The 15,688-nt window shown below is 67.5% G+C and carries 12 protein-coding genes; 11 read left to right on the forward strand and 1 reads right to left on the reverse strand.

What is annotated here, in order from left to right; all coding sequences use genetic code 11:
- Positions 1-105 precede the first annotated feature (105 nt).
- The 4 genes from J2S73_RS13880 (at position 106) to J2S73_RS13895 (ending at position 6,692) form a co-directional block, all read left to right on the forward strand.
- Entirely contained in the window at positions 106-1,350 is a 1,245-nt protein-coding gene (locus tag J2S73_RS13880; protein WP_306886142.1) for a metallophosphoesterase family protein, read from the forward strand.
- Positions 1,351-1,356: 6 nt separating this feature from the next.
- Entirely contained in the window at positions 1,357-4,845 is a 3,489-nt protein-coding gene (locus J2S73_RS13885) for an ATP-binding protein (RefSeq protein WP_306886143.1), read from the forward strand.
- Positions 4,846-5,193: 348 nt separating this feature from the next.
- Positions 5,194-6,234: a GGDEF domain-containing protein gene (locus J2S73_RS13890; protein ID WP_306886144.1), complete on the forward strand. Its 1,041-nt coding sequence runs from the start codon at positions 5,194-5,196 to the stop codon at positions 6,232-6,234.
- A 200-nt stretch (positions 6,235-6,434) separates the two neighbouring features.
- A complete protein-coding gene (locus J2S73_RS13895; protein WP_306886145.1) occupies positions 6,435-6,692 on the forward strand; it encodes a hypothetical protein in 258 nt (85 codons plus the stop codon).
- A gap of 33 nt (positions 6,693-6,725) precedes the next feature.
- Here the strand turns inward: J2S73_RS13895 and J2S73_RS13900 are convergent, their stop codons facing one another.
- Positions 6,726-7,829 (reverse strand): alpha/beta hydrolase, encoded by a 1,104-nt coding sequence (locus J2S73_RS13900; RefSeq protein WP_306886146.1) that lies wholly within the window; start codon positions 7,827-7,829, stop codon positions 6,726-6,728.
- Between the two features lie 122 nt (positions 7,830-7,951).
- Here J2S73_RS13900 and J2S73_RS13905 point away from each other — a divergent pair, with 122 nt between their 5' ends.
- The 7 genes from J2S73_RS13905 (at position 7,952) to J2S73_RS13935 (ending at position 15,672) form a co-directional block, all read left to right on the forward strand.
- Entirely contained in the window at positions 7,952-9,616 is a 1,665-nt protein-coding gene (locus J2S73_RS13905) for an alpha/beta hydrolase (protein WP_306886147.1), read from the forward strand.
- Between the two features lie 18 nt (positions 9,617-9,634).
- Entirely contained in the window at positions 9,635-10,537 is a 903-nt protein-coding gene (locus tag J2S73_RS13910) for a dienelactone hydrolase family protein (RefSeq protein WP_306886148.1), read from the forward strand.
- A gap of 147 nt (positions 10,538-10,684) precedes the next feature.
- Complete coding sequence (locus tag J2S73_RS13915) at positions 10,685-10,999, forward strand: hypothetical protein (RefSeq protein ID WP_306886149.1); 315 nt, start codon at positions 10,685-10,687, stop codon at positions 10,997-10,999.
- Between the two features lie 279 nt (positions 11,000-11,278).
- Complete coding sequence (locus tag J2S73_RS13920; RefSeq protein ID WP_306886150.1) at positions 11,279-11,779, forward strand: hypothetical protein; 501 nt, start codon at positions 11,279-11,281, stop codon at positions 11,777-11,779.
- 217 nt (positions 11,780-11,996) lie between these two features.
- The gene (locus J2S73_RS13925; RefSeq protein WP_306886151.1) at positions 11,997-13,469 is read left to right on the forward strand and encodes a cryptochrome/photolyase family protein; all 1,473 of its coding nucleotides are present in this window, start codon (positions 11,997-11,999) and stop codon (positions 13,467-13,469) included.
- Complete coding sequence (locus J2S73_RS13930; protein ID WP_306886152.1) at positions 13,466-14,803, forward strand: NAD(P)/FAD-dependent oxidoreductase; 1,338 nt, start codon at positions 13,466-13,468, stop codon at positions 14,801-14,803. Before J2S73_RS13925 ends, J2S73_RS13930 begins: the two co-directional genes overlap by 4 nt.
- Positions 14,800-15,672 (forward strand): DUF1365 domain-containing protein, encoded by an 873-nt coding sequence (locus tag J2S73_RS13935; RefSeq protein WP_306886153.1) that lies wholly within the window; start codon positions 14,800-14,802, stop codon positions 15,670-15,672. Before J2S73_RS13930 ends, J2S73_RS13935 begins: the two co-directional genes overlap by 4 nt.
- Positions 15,673-15,688: the final 16 nt, after the last annotated feature.

Here is a 15,688-nt window from a genome sequence, read left to right on the forward strand (position 1 = left end):
CCAGACGTAAATTCGATCGCGTTCCCGTCGGGGGCTTCCGTCATCCGCTCCGGGGCGGGACAACAGTGGGCACCTGGCGAAACCCGCGAATCGATTGGGGCTGATGTGAGCGCATTCCGGTTCCTGCACACGGCCGACCTGCACCTCGGCAGTCCGCTGCGCGGCCTCGCCGCGAAGGACCCGGAGGTCGCGAAGGTCTTCGCGCAGGCGACGCGCGGCGCCTTCGAGGACCTCGTCGCGCGGGCGATCGAGGAGCGTGTCGCCTTCGTGGTCATCGCCGGCGACGTCTATGACGGCGACTGGAAGGACACCTCCATCGGGCTGTTCTTCGCCCGCCAGATGGCCCGGCTCGATCAGGCCGGGATCCCGGTGTTCCTGATCCGCGGCAATCACGACGCCGAAAGCGTGGTGACCAGGTCCATCACCCTGCCGGACAACGTCCGGCAGTTTTCGGCCGCGCGCCCGGAGACCTTCGAGATCGACGATCTGAAGGTCGCGCTCCACGGCCGCAGCTTTCCCGATCGCGCGGTGCCGGAAAACTACGCGGTCGCCTATCCCGATCCGACGCCGGGCCGGTTCAACATCGGCGTGCTGCACACCTCCTGCGACGGCCGGCCGCCGCATGCCGTCTACGCCCCCTGCTCTGTCCAGGACCTGCAGCTGCGCGGCTACGACTACTGGGCCCTCGGCCATGTCCACGAGCAGGAAATCGTCTCGCGCGAGCCGTGGATCGTCTTTCCCGGCAACCTGCAGGGCCGCAGCGTGCGCGAATGCGGCCCGAAGGGCGCGATGCTGGTCGAGGTCGAGGACGGGCGCGTCGGATCGGTCGAGCCCGTCGTGTTCGACCGTGCCCGCTGGGAAAGCCTCGAGGTCGACGTCTCGGGTGTCGAGACCGAGACCGATGCGCTGCGGGCCGTCGAAGCCGTATTCGAACCCGCCGCAGACAGGGCCGAGCACCGGCCGATGGCGGTCCGGGTCACCCTCACCGGGACCACGCCGCTCCACGCCGGCTGGCGCGGCGACCACGCGCGCATCGCCGACGAGGTGCAGGCCGCCCTGCAGCGCCGCCACGGCGACGCCTGGCTGGAGAAGCTGAAGCTCGCCACCCATGGGCCGGGCGTGCCGGCCGGCAGCGCGGCCAGCGATCTGGCGCAGCTCGACCTCGCCGCCGTGCTGGCCGGCATCGAGACCGAGGAAGGGGTCAGGGCGAAGGCGGCGGAGGTTCTTGCGGAGATCGGCCGGAAGATGCCGGCCGGCGTAGACGACATCGATGCGCCGCGCGCCGACGACCTCGACCAGCTTCTGGCCGAAGCGCGCGATCTCGTGCTCGGCCGGGCGGACGGAGGCTGAGCCGGCATGCGCATCCTCCGCCTCGACCTCGAAAAATACGGGCCCTTCACCGGACGCAGCCTGACCTTCGATCCGGCCGCGCGGCTGCACGTCGTCTACGGACCGAACGAGGCCGGCAAGTCGAGCGCGCTCGATGCCATCACCGACCTCCTGTTCGGTTTCGGCCATCTCGCCACCCATCACTTCCTGCACGATCCGCGCGAGATGCGCGTCGGCGCCCGGCTCGCCGCCGCGAATGCTGCGGAGATCGCGTTCCGCCGCAGGCGCGGCAACAAGAACACGCTCGTCGATGCGGACGACGCGCCCCTGCCCGACGATTGCCTGCTGCCCTTTCTCGGCGGCGTGACCCGCGACGTCTTCACCCGCGCCTTCGGCCTGTCGACCGAGACGCTCCGGACCGGTGGCGAGGAGATGCTGAAGAGCGAGGGCGACCTTGGTGCGGCGCTGTTCGCCGCCGCCTCCGGCCTGAAGGGGCTGAACGATCTGCGCCGCTCGATCGACGACGAGGCCGACACGATCTTCGCCCAGCGCGCCTCCCAGAACCGCCGCTTCTATCAGGCGCTTGCCCGGCACGAGGACGCGCGCCGGGCGCTCCGCGACACCGAACTGAAGGCGGGAGACTGGAAGGCGCTCAACGCGCGCATCTCGGAACTCGGCGACCGGCTCGACGAGATCGTGAGCGCGCGCCGGGCTGCGATTGCCGAGCGCGCCCGGCTCGCCCGCCTCAAGCGCGTCGCACCCGGCCTGAGGATGATCGACGAGGTTCTGGCCGACCGCGCGGCACTCGGGTCCCTGCCCGACCTGCCGGCCTCCTTCACCCAGGACCTCGACGCGCGCCTTGCGAAGGTGCGCGCCGCCCGCGAAGAGATGCGCCGCGCCGGCGAAGAGCGCGACCGGTCCGAGGCCGTCCACGCGGCCATCGATGTCGCGGCCGACGTGCTCGCGAGCGCGCAGGAGATCGGCGACCTCGTCACCCGCAGCGGCGCCTCAGCCAAGGATCGCGTCGATCATCCGAGGGTGCGGGCGGAGGCGGACGAGATCGCCGGCACCCTCAGGACGCTCGCCGCCCGGCTCGGCTTTGCCGACGCCGAAGCGCTGGAGGCCGCACGTCCGACCGATGCGGCCCAGGCCCACGTCGAGCTGCTTCTGAAGGAGGGGCGCACGCTGCGTCAGACGCAGGAGACCTGCGAGAGCAACCTGCGCACCGCGCGCGACGAACTCGCCAGCCTCGAGCGCCAGCGCGCGGCCCGCGGCCATCTTGTCGATCCCCGCCCGCTGCGCGACCGGCTGTCGGCGCTTGGCGGAGACCTGCGCCGGCTCGATCGGCTGGAGGAGCTGCGGACAGCGGCACGGACCCGAACGCGCAGCCTCGTCGAAGATGCCGCACGCCTGTCGCCGTCTGCGGACCTGGAAGCGCTCGCCCACTACTCGTTGCCGGCGGGCGAGTCGATCCAGCGCTTCCGGGACGCCTTCGAAGCCGCGGACAGCCAGATGCGGCAGATCCGGCAGCGGCGGGAGGAGACGCAGGCCAGTATCGCCGAGCGCGACGACGAAATCGCCGCACTGGCGTCCGGCCGCCCGGTGCCATCGGCCGAGGCGATCGCGGACCTGCGCGCCCGCCGCGACAGCGCGTGGCGTTTGCTCAGGGGAACGCTGCTGTCGGAGGCCGGAGGCGCGGAACCAGACCAGGTGCCGGCGACCATTACCGCCTTCGAGACGGCGAAGAGCGAGGCGGACGGTCTTGCCGACGAGGCCATGCGCGACGCCGACCGCGTGGCGCGCCATGCCGTGGCCGTGCGCGAGCGGACGCGGCAGGCCGAGGCACTCACCAACCTCGGCACACGGCTGACGGCGCTCGACGACGCCCAGCAGGCGCGGAACGCGGAGTGGACGGACCTCTGGCGCGGCATCACGGACCGGCCGCTGTCGCCCGCCGCCATGGCCGACTGGGTCCGCGCGGTCGCGGCGCTGCTCGACCGCCGCACCGAGGTCACCCGGCTTTCCGACGACATCGCGGCGCTGGAAGCGGTCGAAGCACGCATTCTGCCGGTGCTGGCCACGCTCGCCGACGAGGTCGGGGTCTCGGGACTGGAAGCGGCCGGCGCGGTCGTTCTCGCCGGCGCACTCGACGAGAAGATCGCAACCCTGGCGCAGAGCTGGGACGCGGCGCGGGACATGGAGACGCGCCGCCGCGATGCCGAGCGGCGGATCGCCGAGCTTCAGGCCGCGGCCGAGGCGAACGCGGCCAGGAGCGCCGACTGGTCGGAGCGCTGGCGCGCCGCGCTCCCGAGCCTCGGACTGCGTGCCGAAGCGGGCATCGAGGAGGCCGAAACGGCGCTGCAGGTCTGGCGCGAGGTGCCGGGCGCGCTGCGCGAGCGGGACAACCGGCGCCGCCGTATTCTGGGTATGGAGCGGGACATCGCCGACTACGAGGCCCGCCTCGGCGAAGTCGCCGGCAGGCTGCGCCCCGACGTCCAGGGCGCCTCGCCGGACGTCATGTTGCAGTCGCTTCAGGACACGCTGGAAGCGGCCAAGGCCGCCCGGGTCCGCAAGGCCCAGGCGGCGGAGCGCCGGAACGAGGCTCAGGAAGCGGCCGAGGCAGCGGCCGCGGAGCTACATGCCGCGGAAACCGCGCTCGCCGAGCTTTCAGGTCGGTTCCCCGACGGTGCGGATCTTGAAGCCGAACTGCGGCGGCTCACCGAGCGCGACCGGCTCGACGCGCAACTGGCTGAGCGCCGCCGCCAGCTGGCCGAGCTGGGCGACGGGCTGGCCGAAGCGGTGCTGCGCGACGAACTGCAGGCCTTCGACCCCGATGCGGCGGAGGCCCGAATTGCCGAGCTCGAGGCGGAGGAGACCCGGCTGGAGGAGGATCGCCTTGTCGTCCACGCCGAGCGTGAACGCGAGATCGAGCGTCGTCGTGCCCTCGAAGTCGGCACCGGCGCCGAGACCGCCGCGCAGGACAAGGCGGGCGCCGAGGCGGAGCTCGCGGCGGCGGCACGCGAGTGGGTGGTGTTGAAGCTGGCCGGCACGATGATCCAGGCCGCGATCGAGCGTCACCGGGCGGCCCAGGAGGATCCGCTGATGATGCGGGCGGGCGCGCTGTTTTCAACCCTCACCGGCGGAGGCTTCGAGAAGCTCGACCAGGACTACGACGAACGGGACCAGCCGCGCCTCGTCGGCCGCCGCGCCGGCGGCAAGGCGGTGGACATCGGCGGCATGAGCGAGGGCACCCGCGACCAGCTCTTCCTCGCGCTGCGTCTCGCCTATCTCGATGACTACGCCAGCCGCGCCGAGCCGATCCCGTTCATCGGCGACGATCTGTTCGCGACCTTCGACGACGAACGCACCGCGCACGGGCTGAAGGTCCTGGCGGAGATCGGCGACCGGGTCCAGCCGATCCTGTTCACCCACCACCGCCGCGTCGCCGAGCTCGCACGGGACGTGCTTGGAAACCGCGTCGATCTCCTGGAGCTGCCGGCCGTTGAGGTGGCTTGAAATCCCTCGGTCGGCCGGCTGATACCAGGGCCTTCAGACGCACCCGCTTGCAAGAAGGACCGCCTACGCGGCCGTGTAGTGGCGATGACCGTGAGGCTCTGCGGGCCATCGCTTCGCGCGGGTTCAATTCCTGGCGTGAACGCCCCGGATCTGCTCCCCCTCACTTCACTTTGCTGTCAGAGTGAGCCGTCTCCTGGCTGCTACACGTGGTTTAAGACGTCAGTTTCTCGCAAGTCTCGCTTGATATCAGCAGCCGATAATGCAGAAGAGACTGTCGTGACCGATTCAAGATCCCATGATCCGGCTGCAATCCGACGGCACTTGGTAGAAGCCCTCTACCGAGCACCGATGCCGGTTATCATGATCGGCGTCGCCCATGCCGCGTTGACGACACTCATTGCCCTGGAAGGCAGCCATTCCTCCGTGTTCGCGGGTCTGGCCATCATCGGCGGCATATGTTCGGCGTTTCGTCTGATTTTGGTCTACGTGTTCCGGCGCCGGTTTCGCTCCCGGCACTTCCGGGCCTGGGAGGCCGCATACGCGGTCGGAAGCTACACATTTTCGGTGGTGCTTGCGGTCACCGTCTCCTGCGCACTCGTCTGGGGCGATGATGTCGCCCGCATCCTCGGAATGAGCCTGTTCTTCGCTTATGGCGGCGGACTGGTCGCCCGCGCCTCGCTCGTCCCGTGGATCAGCAAGGGTGCCCTGACCGTCGTGGCCCTGATCGTCACCGTCACCATGCTCCTCGCCTGGGAGCCGTTTTTTCTGGGTCTGCTGCTTCTGACGATCATGATGTATGGCGGCGGACTTGCCACCATCGATATTCTCCACAGCACCGTGTCCGAACTGGAACTCTCCCAGCGGCAGCTCGAAATCCACGCCCTCACCGATCACCTGACCGGGCTGCCCAACCGCAAGATGCTGGAGGACAGCCTGGCCGGCATCCTCAATGACCTCAAACCCAATGAGGTCGTCGCGCTCCACTTCATCGACCTCGACCAGTTCAAGACGGCCAACGACACCTATGGCCACACGGTAGGCGACCGGGCGCTTCAGATCGCCGCGAGGCGCCTGATCAGTACGGTACACAATTCGGATTTCGTCGCGCGGTTCGGCGGCGACGAATTCGTCATCGTTCAACGGGGACTGCGCTCGAAAGACCATGCCGAGGAGCTCGGCTGGCAGATCATCGCGAAGCTGTCGCAGCCCTACGCGATCGACAATCACTCCGTCGTCATCGGAGCCAGCGACGGGATCGCGCTCGCCAACGTCCAGGGGCTGGATCCGGCGACCCTCATCGAGCTTTCCGACAAGGCGCTCTACTCGGCCAAACGGGCCGGACGCGGCCGTGTCGTCGTGACCGAAGACGGGCTTCAGGAGTTCGCCTGATCCGCACTCGGTGCCGACCGGTCCGCCGGCGATCTCCCGGCATCCGTGCGGCAGCGCACTCCGTCGCGGCTTGCGCTGATCCCCGGATTGCTGAAAGAAGGGTGGCGGAGCCGTGCGGCCACCTGCCAACCGGGCGCTGGGGGCTCACATCGAACCGGACATGCTCCGGCCACCAATTCCGCCTTGATCGAGGTCATCCGATGTTTCGTACCGTCACGCTGAGCACATTCGCCCTGCTTCTCGCCATCGCCGGCGCCAGTGCCCAGGACAACGGCCAAGCCACTCCGGAGTCGGAAAAGGACCTGCCCTCGATCGCCGAGGAAGCCGCCATTTCCGGCGACGGCGAGGAAGCCGACGGCACCGAGCGGTCGATGGAGGCCCTCGAGGAGTCCGAGAACACCGACGGGTGCGAGCCCGGCGAGGACCAGCTCGACTGCGACGTCGGCATCGACGACTGATCCCGCTCCCAGGACTTTGAGAACGGGCGGCCGCTAGTCGGGCAGCCGCCCCGTTTCCGCCAGGCTCAGGATGATGGGATAGGTCAGGTCCGGGTCGGCGCCGGGCTCCATCGGATCGATCAGTTCGTGGCCGAGCCCGTGGCTTGCGTCGAACACGTAGGAGACCAGGGGCACACCGCTCTCCTGCCATGTCTCAGCCACGGCATCGGTGGTGCTGTTGGAGACGGCCGTATCGGCCTCGTTCGTAACGACCACGATCTGCGAAGCCGCGGCCTTGGTCTCTCGCGCCTGGTGCCACGTCGCATACCCCAGCCGCATGATCTGGCCCGTCGCGGTTGTCGACTGCCGCTTGTAGGCGTGCGGCATCACGTTCTCGGCATTCTCCCGGGCGACGGGATCCTTCCAGATCGAAACGTCGGGAATCAGCAGCATTGCCCGCATCAGCATGCGGTTGATATCGGGTCCGAACCCGTGCAGCCCGAAGAACGGGGCCAGAAGCACCGCCCGGTCGACGTCGGCCCGATTCTGAGCCACCCATCCCGCGATGGTTCCTCCGGCGGAGATGCCGACGAAGACGACCTCCTCACCGAGCCCGGTCGCCATGTCCACGGCGCTGTCACCGAATTCGGCCAGCTGTTCGGCCGTCATCAGGCGCAGCGCATCGGTCGCCCGGTCCGCATATCCGTTCTGCGGCATCCTCAGAACCAGGACGTTGTGGCCGCGCTCGAACAGAATCGGGGCGAAATCGACATAGGCCTGCGGGCAGCTGGAAACGCCGTGGACCAGAACGAACACCTTATCGGTCCGCTCGCCATGTCCGTGCAGCTTCGGCTCGCACAACGGGTTGAGCAGCTGCGGCGGATCGGCGGTTTCGGCCTCGAAACGGGCGACCCCCGCTTCGTAGGTCGAGGTCGGATCCGGATCGGAGACAAGCCCATCGGTGGAAACCGGCAGGAAGGCCAGAAGCCCGCCACCGCCGACCAGAAGAACCAGCCAGGCCACGAGCGCCCGGCGCAGGCCGATCAGAAGCGCGGTGAGCCCCACAAGGAGCGCCAGCACCAGCAGGATAGCGGCGATCCCGATCACGGCGCGTTGCATCACGGTCACCGGACCGAACCATTCCATCAAGGCGCTCATCGGATCGTTCCCCCGGACATGCGAAACGCGCTACGAAACACGGCAACCGGACGCCTCGACGCGTCGGATCATTCATGACCTAGCTCTTAGCGGTTCGGCCACGCCCGCGGAAGGACGATGCGATGCAAACCGACATGGCCACGCGCGATCACGATCGGACGGATCCCACGGACCGTCGATGGCTGAACGGCCACGTCTCGCCCTCGGGCGTGCTGCTCGGCTTCCTTCTGTTCGCCGCCTCGCTGACGCCGTCGCTGATCCCCCGCAACGCGCTCATGCAGGGCCTTCTCGGCGGTGCCTCCTTCGTGATCGGCTACGGGATCGCGGTCGGCCTCGTCGCGATCTGGGTCTGGCTCGGGTTCCGCCCGCTCGGAGGGCGGCGGACCGGCCTCGCGCTGGCCGTGGCCGGAGCTCTCGTCGCCGCCGCCTGCCTGCTGCGCGCGCCCTACTGGCAGGATTCCATCCGCGAACTGATGGGACTTCCGCCCCTGGAATCGGTGCACCGGATCGAGGTGCTCGGCCTTGCGATCGCAACTGCTGCGGTCCTGTTTGCAGTTGCCTGGCTGTTCAAGCTCCTCGCCCGGCTCCTGATGCGGGCGGCGCGGCCCTACGTTCCCGAGCGCGTTGCCATCCTCACCGCGCTGATCGTGGCGGCGGCCCTCTTCGCGACCCTTATCGACGGGGTTCTGGTCCGCTACATGCTCGTCGTTCTGGATACCTCCTACGCCCAGCTCGACGAGCTGGTCGAACCGGACACGGAAAAGCCGGCCGAACCCTGGAAGACGGGAAGCGCGGAGTCCCTTGTGAGCTGGATCGACCTGGGCCGGGAGGGGCGTCGCTTCATCGACGGCATTCCGGAGCGCGCAGACATCGCCGAGTTCTGGTCGGGTGACGCGGTGCAACCCGTCCGGGTCTATGTCGGGCTCAACGCCGCCGACACGGCCGACGAGCGCGCCGAGATCGCGCTGGCGGAGATGTTGCGTGTCGGCGCCTTCGACCGGGCCGTACTCGCGGTCGCCATTCCGACCGGCACCGGCTTCATGGACCAGAACGCCATCGAGACGCTGGAGTATCTGCATCGCGGTGACGTGGCCACGGTCGCGGCCCAGTACTCCTATCTGCAGAGCCCCTTTTCCCTGATCTTTGAGCCCGGATACGGCGCCGAGACCGCCCATGCGCTGCTCAAGGCCGTCTACGACCACTGGACCGGGCTGCCGGAAAACGATCGGCCCCGCCTCTATCTCCAGGGCCTCAGCCTGGGCGCGCTGTCCTCCGAACAGTCGCTGCGGCTGCACGAGATCATCGGAGATCCGCTCCAGGGCGCGCTGTGGAGCGGTCCGCCGTTCCCCAGCCCGATCCATTCCTGGGCAACGGCCGACAGGAACCCGCAATCGCCGGAATGGCTCCCGACGTTCGAGGACGGATCGCTGATCCGCTTCATGAACAAGCCGGAAATCCCCGAAGGCGAAAGCGACTGGGGTCCGCTCAGGGTCGTCTACCTGCAGCATGCGAGCGACCCGATCGTCTTCTTCTCGACCGATATGCTGTGGCAGGTGCCGGACTGGATGCGGCACCCGCGCGGACCGGACGTGTCGCCGAAGATGCGCTGGGTGCCCGTGGTTACTGCCCTGCAGGTCGCCGCCGACATGGCGCTGTCGAACAACGCGCCTATCGGACACGGGCACCAGTACGCAGCCGCCAGCTATATCGACGGCTGGATCGCCGTGACCGCGCCGGACATCGACCCAGCGGACATCGATCGATTGAAAGCCCGGTTCGCACAGTAGCACTCTGGGAACCGACTGATGCAAAGCCCTCGACGTCGCCGTCTTCTCCGGATCGGCTTTCTTTCCCTGGCCGCCGCCGTCGGTGTCGGTCTGGCCGCGCTCGGCCTGAACACCATCGCGCACCACCGTGGCTGGACGGTCGAGCGGCTCGATCCGGACGCCCTGTCGGCCATGCTGAGCCCGGCCTACAAAGTGTTCCGGCCAGGCGGCGACGGACCGTTTCCGACCGCCCTGCTCTTCTCCGGTTGTGACGGACCTCACGACAACATGGAGCGGTGGGCCGACGCCCTGGTTGCGGATGGCTGGGCCGCGATCATCGTCGACAGCCACGGCCCCCGCGGATACGACGACTACGAAGCTTGGCGGCTGGTCTGTGTCGGACAGCTGATGACCGGCGGGGAACGGGCCGGTGACGTGCTGGTCGCACTCGCGGACGCGCGGGAGATGGCCTTCGTCGACCGCGATCGACTCGCCCTGATCGGCATGTCCCACGGCGGCTGGTCGATCATGGACCTGCTCGCCCTCGATGCGGAAAACAGGCTCCCCCTCAATCTTCGCAGTCGGCCGGGCGACGCGAACGATCCGCCCCTGTCCGGCGTGCGCGCGGCCGTGCTGGTCTATCCCTGGTGCGGTCCCACAAATCGCGCTGTGGACGCGGGTTGGGACCACCCGGCGCCCGTCCTGTTCGTGCTCGCCGACGACGACATGATCGCCCCTGCCCGTGACTGTCGCGCTGTGGAACAGACTCTGCGGGACACCGGTCACGACGTTGAAGAACTGAGCTTTTCGGGTGTGACCCACGGCTTCGACCAGCAGCATCGGACGCCGCTCAGCAATCTTCGCTTCGATCCGGAAGCGACGACCGAGGCGATCTCCACCGCCATCCGCTTCCTTAACGACGCAGCGATGAATTCCCCCTAAAATTGCAGGGGCGCGCCCAATTTTCAGGCATGCCGCGTTCTTGGCCGCCGCCCGCAAGCTTAGGCCACCCTCCACCTCAACTCTTGGTAACTTTAGCAGACACTGCTAATAACAGTCGGATCCATGTGGATATGACTAGGGGAGCGGATGCGCATCCTGTTCGGCGTCGCATTGGCGAGCCTCTTTTTCGGAGTGACCCTGATCGCCAACGCGGTCATCGCCTCCTGGTGGGATCGCTCGGTCGGCGTCGCCCCGGGCGAGGCCCGGATTCCGGTCGAAGGCATAGCGCTCGTCGTGATCGGCACGCTTGTGGCGTTGTTCACCCGTCCAAGGCCCTCAGATCCGCGCGACGACCGCCCCCGTCCGCCGGTTGAACCGGCTTACCGGCCGGAGACCGAAATCTCGGCGAAGGCGGAACGCGTCGTGCTGTACGAGCACGGCCCCGACGAGCGACCCTATTAGCGCGCTCCACTGACGACCGATGCCGACGGGCACTTCCTGGGGCGATACATTCGTCCGAGCGTTCGGCGAACACAGAGGGCCCGAATCCTCAGGATATGCGCCGTTCCCGCGCTCACTTTTTCGAGAACGGACCTAGCGCCGCGGCATTCGATTCCCATTTCCAAGGAACAAGATGGAAACTGGCGCGTTAGCCTTGCGAGTTCGCAAGTATCGCCCTTGCCGTTCCAGGGCAGTTTCTGGGAGTGCAAAAAGATGAAGCGCAACAACGAAACCCTTGTCGTGGCCGCCGTGCTCGCTGGTGCGGTTGCGTTTACTGCGCCTCTCGCAGTCGCCGAGAGCTTCCGGTCGGACCGTCTCGGTGAAGCCGCCGAGACCTCGCGCATTGCGCCGATCGACCAGAGCGTTCAGATCGGTTCGATTCAGCCGACGTCTTCTGGCGGTTATCAGGTTGCGATCCTGAACGGCGACGGTGAGGAGATCGCGCAGACGGTTGTTGCGTCCAACGAGACCGTGCTGATGCAGAATGGCCCGGCCGTGAGTGCGCGCCCTGTCGATGGCGGCGATACCCGCGTCGTCGGCAAGACGTCGGATCGGCTGCCCGGCGCGCCGACCACCGTCGCGACCAAACCGGCTCCTGCTGGCGATGCGGTGACGATCGAAGCCTATCAGCCGCGTGCATCCAAGGCTTCGGAGGACAAGATTCTGCTTCTCGCGAAATTCGGTGAGAGCGTCCATCAGAGCGCCCAGCGCGCGCTCGACAAGGCCCTCAACTGGATCTGACTGACCCAAACTCCAAACTTCCAAGCTTGTCTTCTGACCCCCGGTTGTCGCCGGGGGTCTTTTTTTGCGTCTCTGCTCCTTTTTGCGGTGGCATCGGACCCGATCACGACTTCGGGATAGGTCGCCGGAGCCGCAGGTAGAAACCGAAAACCTGGTGATCCGACCCGAACCGGCCGGCGTAACAAATCCAGTCCCTTTTCCGACGCACGGAGACCAAATGAGCGCTTCGCCTTCGACCCGCTCGACCATCATCGTCTGGTTCCGTGACGACTTGCGCCTTTCCGACAATCCCGCTCTCGCCGAGGCGGTCGGGACCGATTGCCCGGTGCTTCCTGTCTTCATTCAGGAAACCCGCCCCAAAACACTCCGACCGCTGGGCGGCGCCGCGAAATGGTGGCTGCACGGCTCTCTGAAAAAGCTGGGGCGGGATCTGGAGAAAGCGGGGTCACGCCTGGTTCTCCTAGACGGCGATCCCTCCGAGTTGCTGCCTCGGCTCGCGGACGAGGCGGAGGCACAGGCCGTCTACTGGAACCGCCGCTATCATCCGAAGGCGTGCGCCGCCGATGCGCGGCTGAAGAGCGCTCTCAAGGAGCAGGGACTGGACGTCCAGAGTTTCAACGGGTCGCTGCTCGTCGAGCCCTGGGACGTGCAGACCGGGGAAGGCTCCTTCTACCGCGTCTATTCACCGTTCGCGCGCGCTGCCCGCCAGATTCTCGATCCCGGCTCTCCGCTGCCCGCCCCGAAGAAGATCAATGCGCCGAAGCACTGGCCTGACGGATGCGCCCTAGATGATCTGAAGCTGCGCCCAACCAAACCGGACTGGGCCGGGGGGCTGCGCGAGACCTGGGCGCCCGGGGAAGCCGGCGCGCGCGAGCGCCTGGCGGCGTTCCTCGACGAGCGACTCCCCCGCTACAAGACCCACCGGGACAGTCCCGCGGACGAGGCCACGTCGGCGCTCTCCCCCCATCTGCGGTTCGGCGAGATCTCGCCGCGAACGGTCTGGTCCGCCTGTTCGGCGCGGGCCGAAGACACTGACGATTCCTCCCTTCGCGGCTCAGCCGAGAAATTCCAGAGCGAGCTTCTCTGGCGGGAGTTTGCCTACCACCTCCTCTACCACCTGCCGCCGCTGGAGGAGGGGAACGTCCAGTCGAAGTTCGACGACTTTCCCTGGGCAAAGACCGGCACGGCGCTCAGCGCGTGGAAGAAGGGTCGGACCGGCTATCCGATCGTGGACGCCGGGATGCGGCAGCTCTGGCAGACCGGTTGGCTGCACAACCGGGTCCGGATGATCGTCGGCTCGTTCCTGACCAAGGACCTGCTCATCGACTGGCATGTCGGCGAGGACTGGTTCTGGGACACGCTCGTGGACGCCGACGCAGCGAACAATCCGGCAAGCTGGCAGTGGGTCGCCGGATCGGGCGCCGATGCCGCTCCCTATTTCCGCGTCTTCAATCCTGTCCTCCAGAGCAAGAAATTCGATCCGGACGGCACCTATCTCCGCACTTTCCTGCCGGAGCTCGCCGAGCTGCCGGACGAGCACATCCACGAACCCTGGAAAGCGCCGCCCGACATCCTGAAGGCCGCCGGCGTGACCCTCGGAGAGACCTACCCCGAACCCGTCGTCGATCACGGAAGCGCCCGTAAGAAGGCGCTCGCCGCCTATGAAGAGATCAAGGGACAGGCCGCGTGAACATTTCCATCAAAGACCCGCAGGCCGCCCGGATTGCCGTTATCGGTGCGGGCATTTCCGGTAATTCCGCCGCCTGGGCCCTGTGCGACCGGCACGACGTGGTGCTCTATGAGGCCGAAGGCCGGCCGGGCGGCCATTCCGCCACGGTCGACGTCGACTATGACGGGCGCACGATCCCCGTCGACACCGGTTTCATCGTCTACAACGACCACAACTACCCGAACCTGGTCAGCCTGTTCGACGAGCTGGACGTCCCGTCCGAGCCCAGCAACATGAGTTTTGCCGTCTCCGCCCGCGGCGGAGCGATGGAGTGGTCGGGCAACTCGCTCGGCTCCATCTTCGCCTGCAAGCGCAATCTGGTCTCGCCGCGTTTTCTGAGGATGCTGCGCGACATCCTGCGCTTCAACGCCGGCGCGCGCGCCGATCTCGCCGAGGGCATCGCAGAGGACATCACGCTCGCGGAGTATCTGGCCGAGCGCCGGTTCGCGCCTTCGTTCGCCGCCGACTATCTGGTCCCGATGGGGGCGGCGATCTGGTCGATGCCGGCCGACCGCATGCTCGACTTCCCCGCCTGCGCCCTCCTCGCCTTTTTCGACAATCACAGGCTCATTGACCGCGATCGTCCTGAGTGGCGGACGGTAAGCGGCGGCAGCCGGGTCTATGTTGATCGGATGCTCGACAAGATCAGGCGGCGCGGTGAAGTCCGGCTGGCGACGCCGGTCGCCCGGATCGAGCGCGATCGGGACGGCGCAACCGTGATCGACCGCGCGGGCAACCGGGATAGGTTCGACCATGTTGTCATCGCGGCCCATTCCGATCAGGCGCTTTCCATGCTCGCCGAGCCGAGCGCCGCGGAACGCGACCTGCTCGGCGCCATCGGATACCGGGAGAACACAGTCTATCTCCATCGCGACCGGCGCCTGATGCCGAAGCGCGAAGCCGTGTGGTCGTCCTGGAACTATCTGAGCTGGCCGAGCACCAACCCGAGCGAGGGCGTTGCCGTCAGCTACTGGATGAACCGGCTGCAGAACATCGACCGGTCCTGCCCGCTGTTCGTGACCCTCAATCCGCCCTTCGCCCCCGAGCCGGACCTCACCTTCGGCACCTATTCCTACAGCCACCCGCAATATGATCGCGCGGCCCTTGCCGCACAGGCATGCCTGCCCTCTCTGCAGGGCAGGCAGCGCACGTGGTATGCCGGGGCCTGGTGCGGCTATGGCTTTCACGAGGATGGCCTGTCTGCCGGGATTGCAGCGGCCGAAGCTCTTGGCGGATCGGTGCCCTGGCGCACGGAACGGATATCGGATCCGGTGTTCCTTGAGGCGGCGGAATGACGAAGCGGACACCAACGACGGTTGCGGCCAATGGCGCTCCGCCCGACACGGCCTTCAGCTTGTTCGTCGGCTCGGTCATGCACGCCCGGCTGAAGCCGGTCGGCCACCGTTTCACCTACCGGGTGTTCTCCGTTCTCGCCGACCTCGACCGTCTCGGGGAGGCGCGCAGGCTGTCGCCCCTCTTCGCGGTCAACCGCTTCGCGCCGATCTCGCTTCACGAGAGGGATCACGGCCCGGGCGATGGCTCTCCGCTGCGCCCCCATGTCGACCGCCTGCTCGCCGAGGCGGGTGTGGCCCGTCCCGACCGGGTGCTGATGCTGAGCTACCCGCGCATCCTCGGCTACGTGTTCGATCCGATCACCGTCTATTTCGCCTATCGGGGCGACGAGCTCGCCGCGCTGCTCTACGAAGTGCGCAACACGTTCGGCGAGCGGCACACTTACGTCGCTCCGGTCCGCGACGGTGAAGCGACCGCCGCCGGCATCGTTCAGCAGGCGGACAAGGCGTTCTACGTGTCCCCATTCATGCCGATGGACGAGACCTATCGCTTCCACATCCTGCCGCCGGGGCATGCCGTGCGGCTGCGGATCATGGAGCGCGACCGGGACGGCCCGACGCTCTCCGCCACCTTCGTCGGCGAACACCGGCCGGCCACCCGGCGGAGCCTCGCCCATGCGTTCGCCACCATCCCGCTGATGACCTTCAAGGTGATCGCCGGCATCCACTACGAGGCGCTCCGGCTCTGGTGGAAGCGCGTGCCGCTGGTACCGCGCGTGCGGCCGGACGGGAAGAGCCGCGCCACCCACACCTCGCCTGCGGATGTGACACTGCAGTCGCCGCCATCGGTCCCGTCATCTTCCTCGGGATAACCTGCCTCATTCGGCC

Source organism: Amorphus orientalis, assembly GCF_030814015.1.
Classification (GTDB): Bacteria; Pseudomonadota; Alphaproteobacteria; order Rhizobiales; family Amorphaceae; genus Amorphus; species Amorphus orientalis.

What these genes read in the sequence shown, in the direction of transcription:
- J2S73_RS13885 (WP_306886143.1), top strand. Translation starts at nt 1,357, where the DNA reads ATGCGCATCCTCCGCCTCGACCTCGAAAAATACGGGCCCTTCACCGGA.
- J2S73_RS13890 (WP_306886144.1), top strand. Translation starts at nt 5,194, where the DNA reads ATGCCGGTTATCATGATCGGCGTCGCCCATGCCGCGTTGACGACACTC.
- J2S73_RS13895 (WP_306886145.1), top strand. Translation starts at nt 6,435, where the DNA reads ATGTTTCGTACCGTCACGCTGAGCACATTCGCCCTGCTTCTCGCCATC.
- J2S73_RS13900 (WP_306886146.1), bottom strand. Translation starts at nt 7,829, where the DNA reads ATGAGCGCCTTGATGGAATGGTTCGGTCCGGTGACCGTGATGCAACGC.
- J2S73_RS13905 (WP_306886147.1), top strand. Translation starts at nt 7,952, where the DNA reads ATGCAAACCGACATGGCCACGCGCGATCACGATCGGACGGATCCCACG.
- J2S73_RS13910 (WP_306886148.1), top strand. Translation starts at nt 9,635, where the DNA reads ATGCAAAGCCCTCGACGTCGCCGTCTTCTCCGGATCGGCTTTCTTTCC.
- J2S73_RS13915 (WP_306886149.1), top strand. Translation starts at nt 10,685, where the DNA reads ATGCGCATCCTGTTCGGCGTCGCATTGGCGAGCCTCTTTTTCGGAGTG.
- J2S73_RS13925 (WP_306886151.1), top strand. Translation starts at nt 11,997, where the DNA reads ATGAGCGCTTCGCCTTCGACCCGCTCGACCATCATCGTCTGGTTCCGT.
- J2S73_RS13935 (WP_306886153.1), top strand. Translation starts at nt 14,800, where the DNA reads ATGACGAAGCGGACACCAACGACGGTTGCGGCCAATGGCGCTCCGCCC.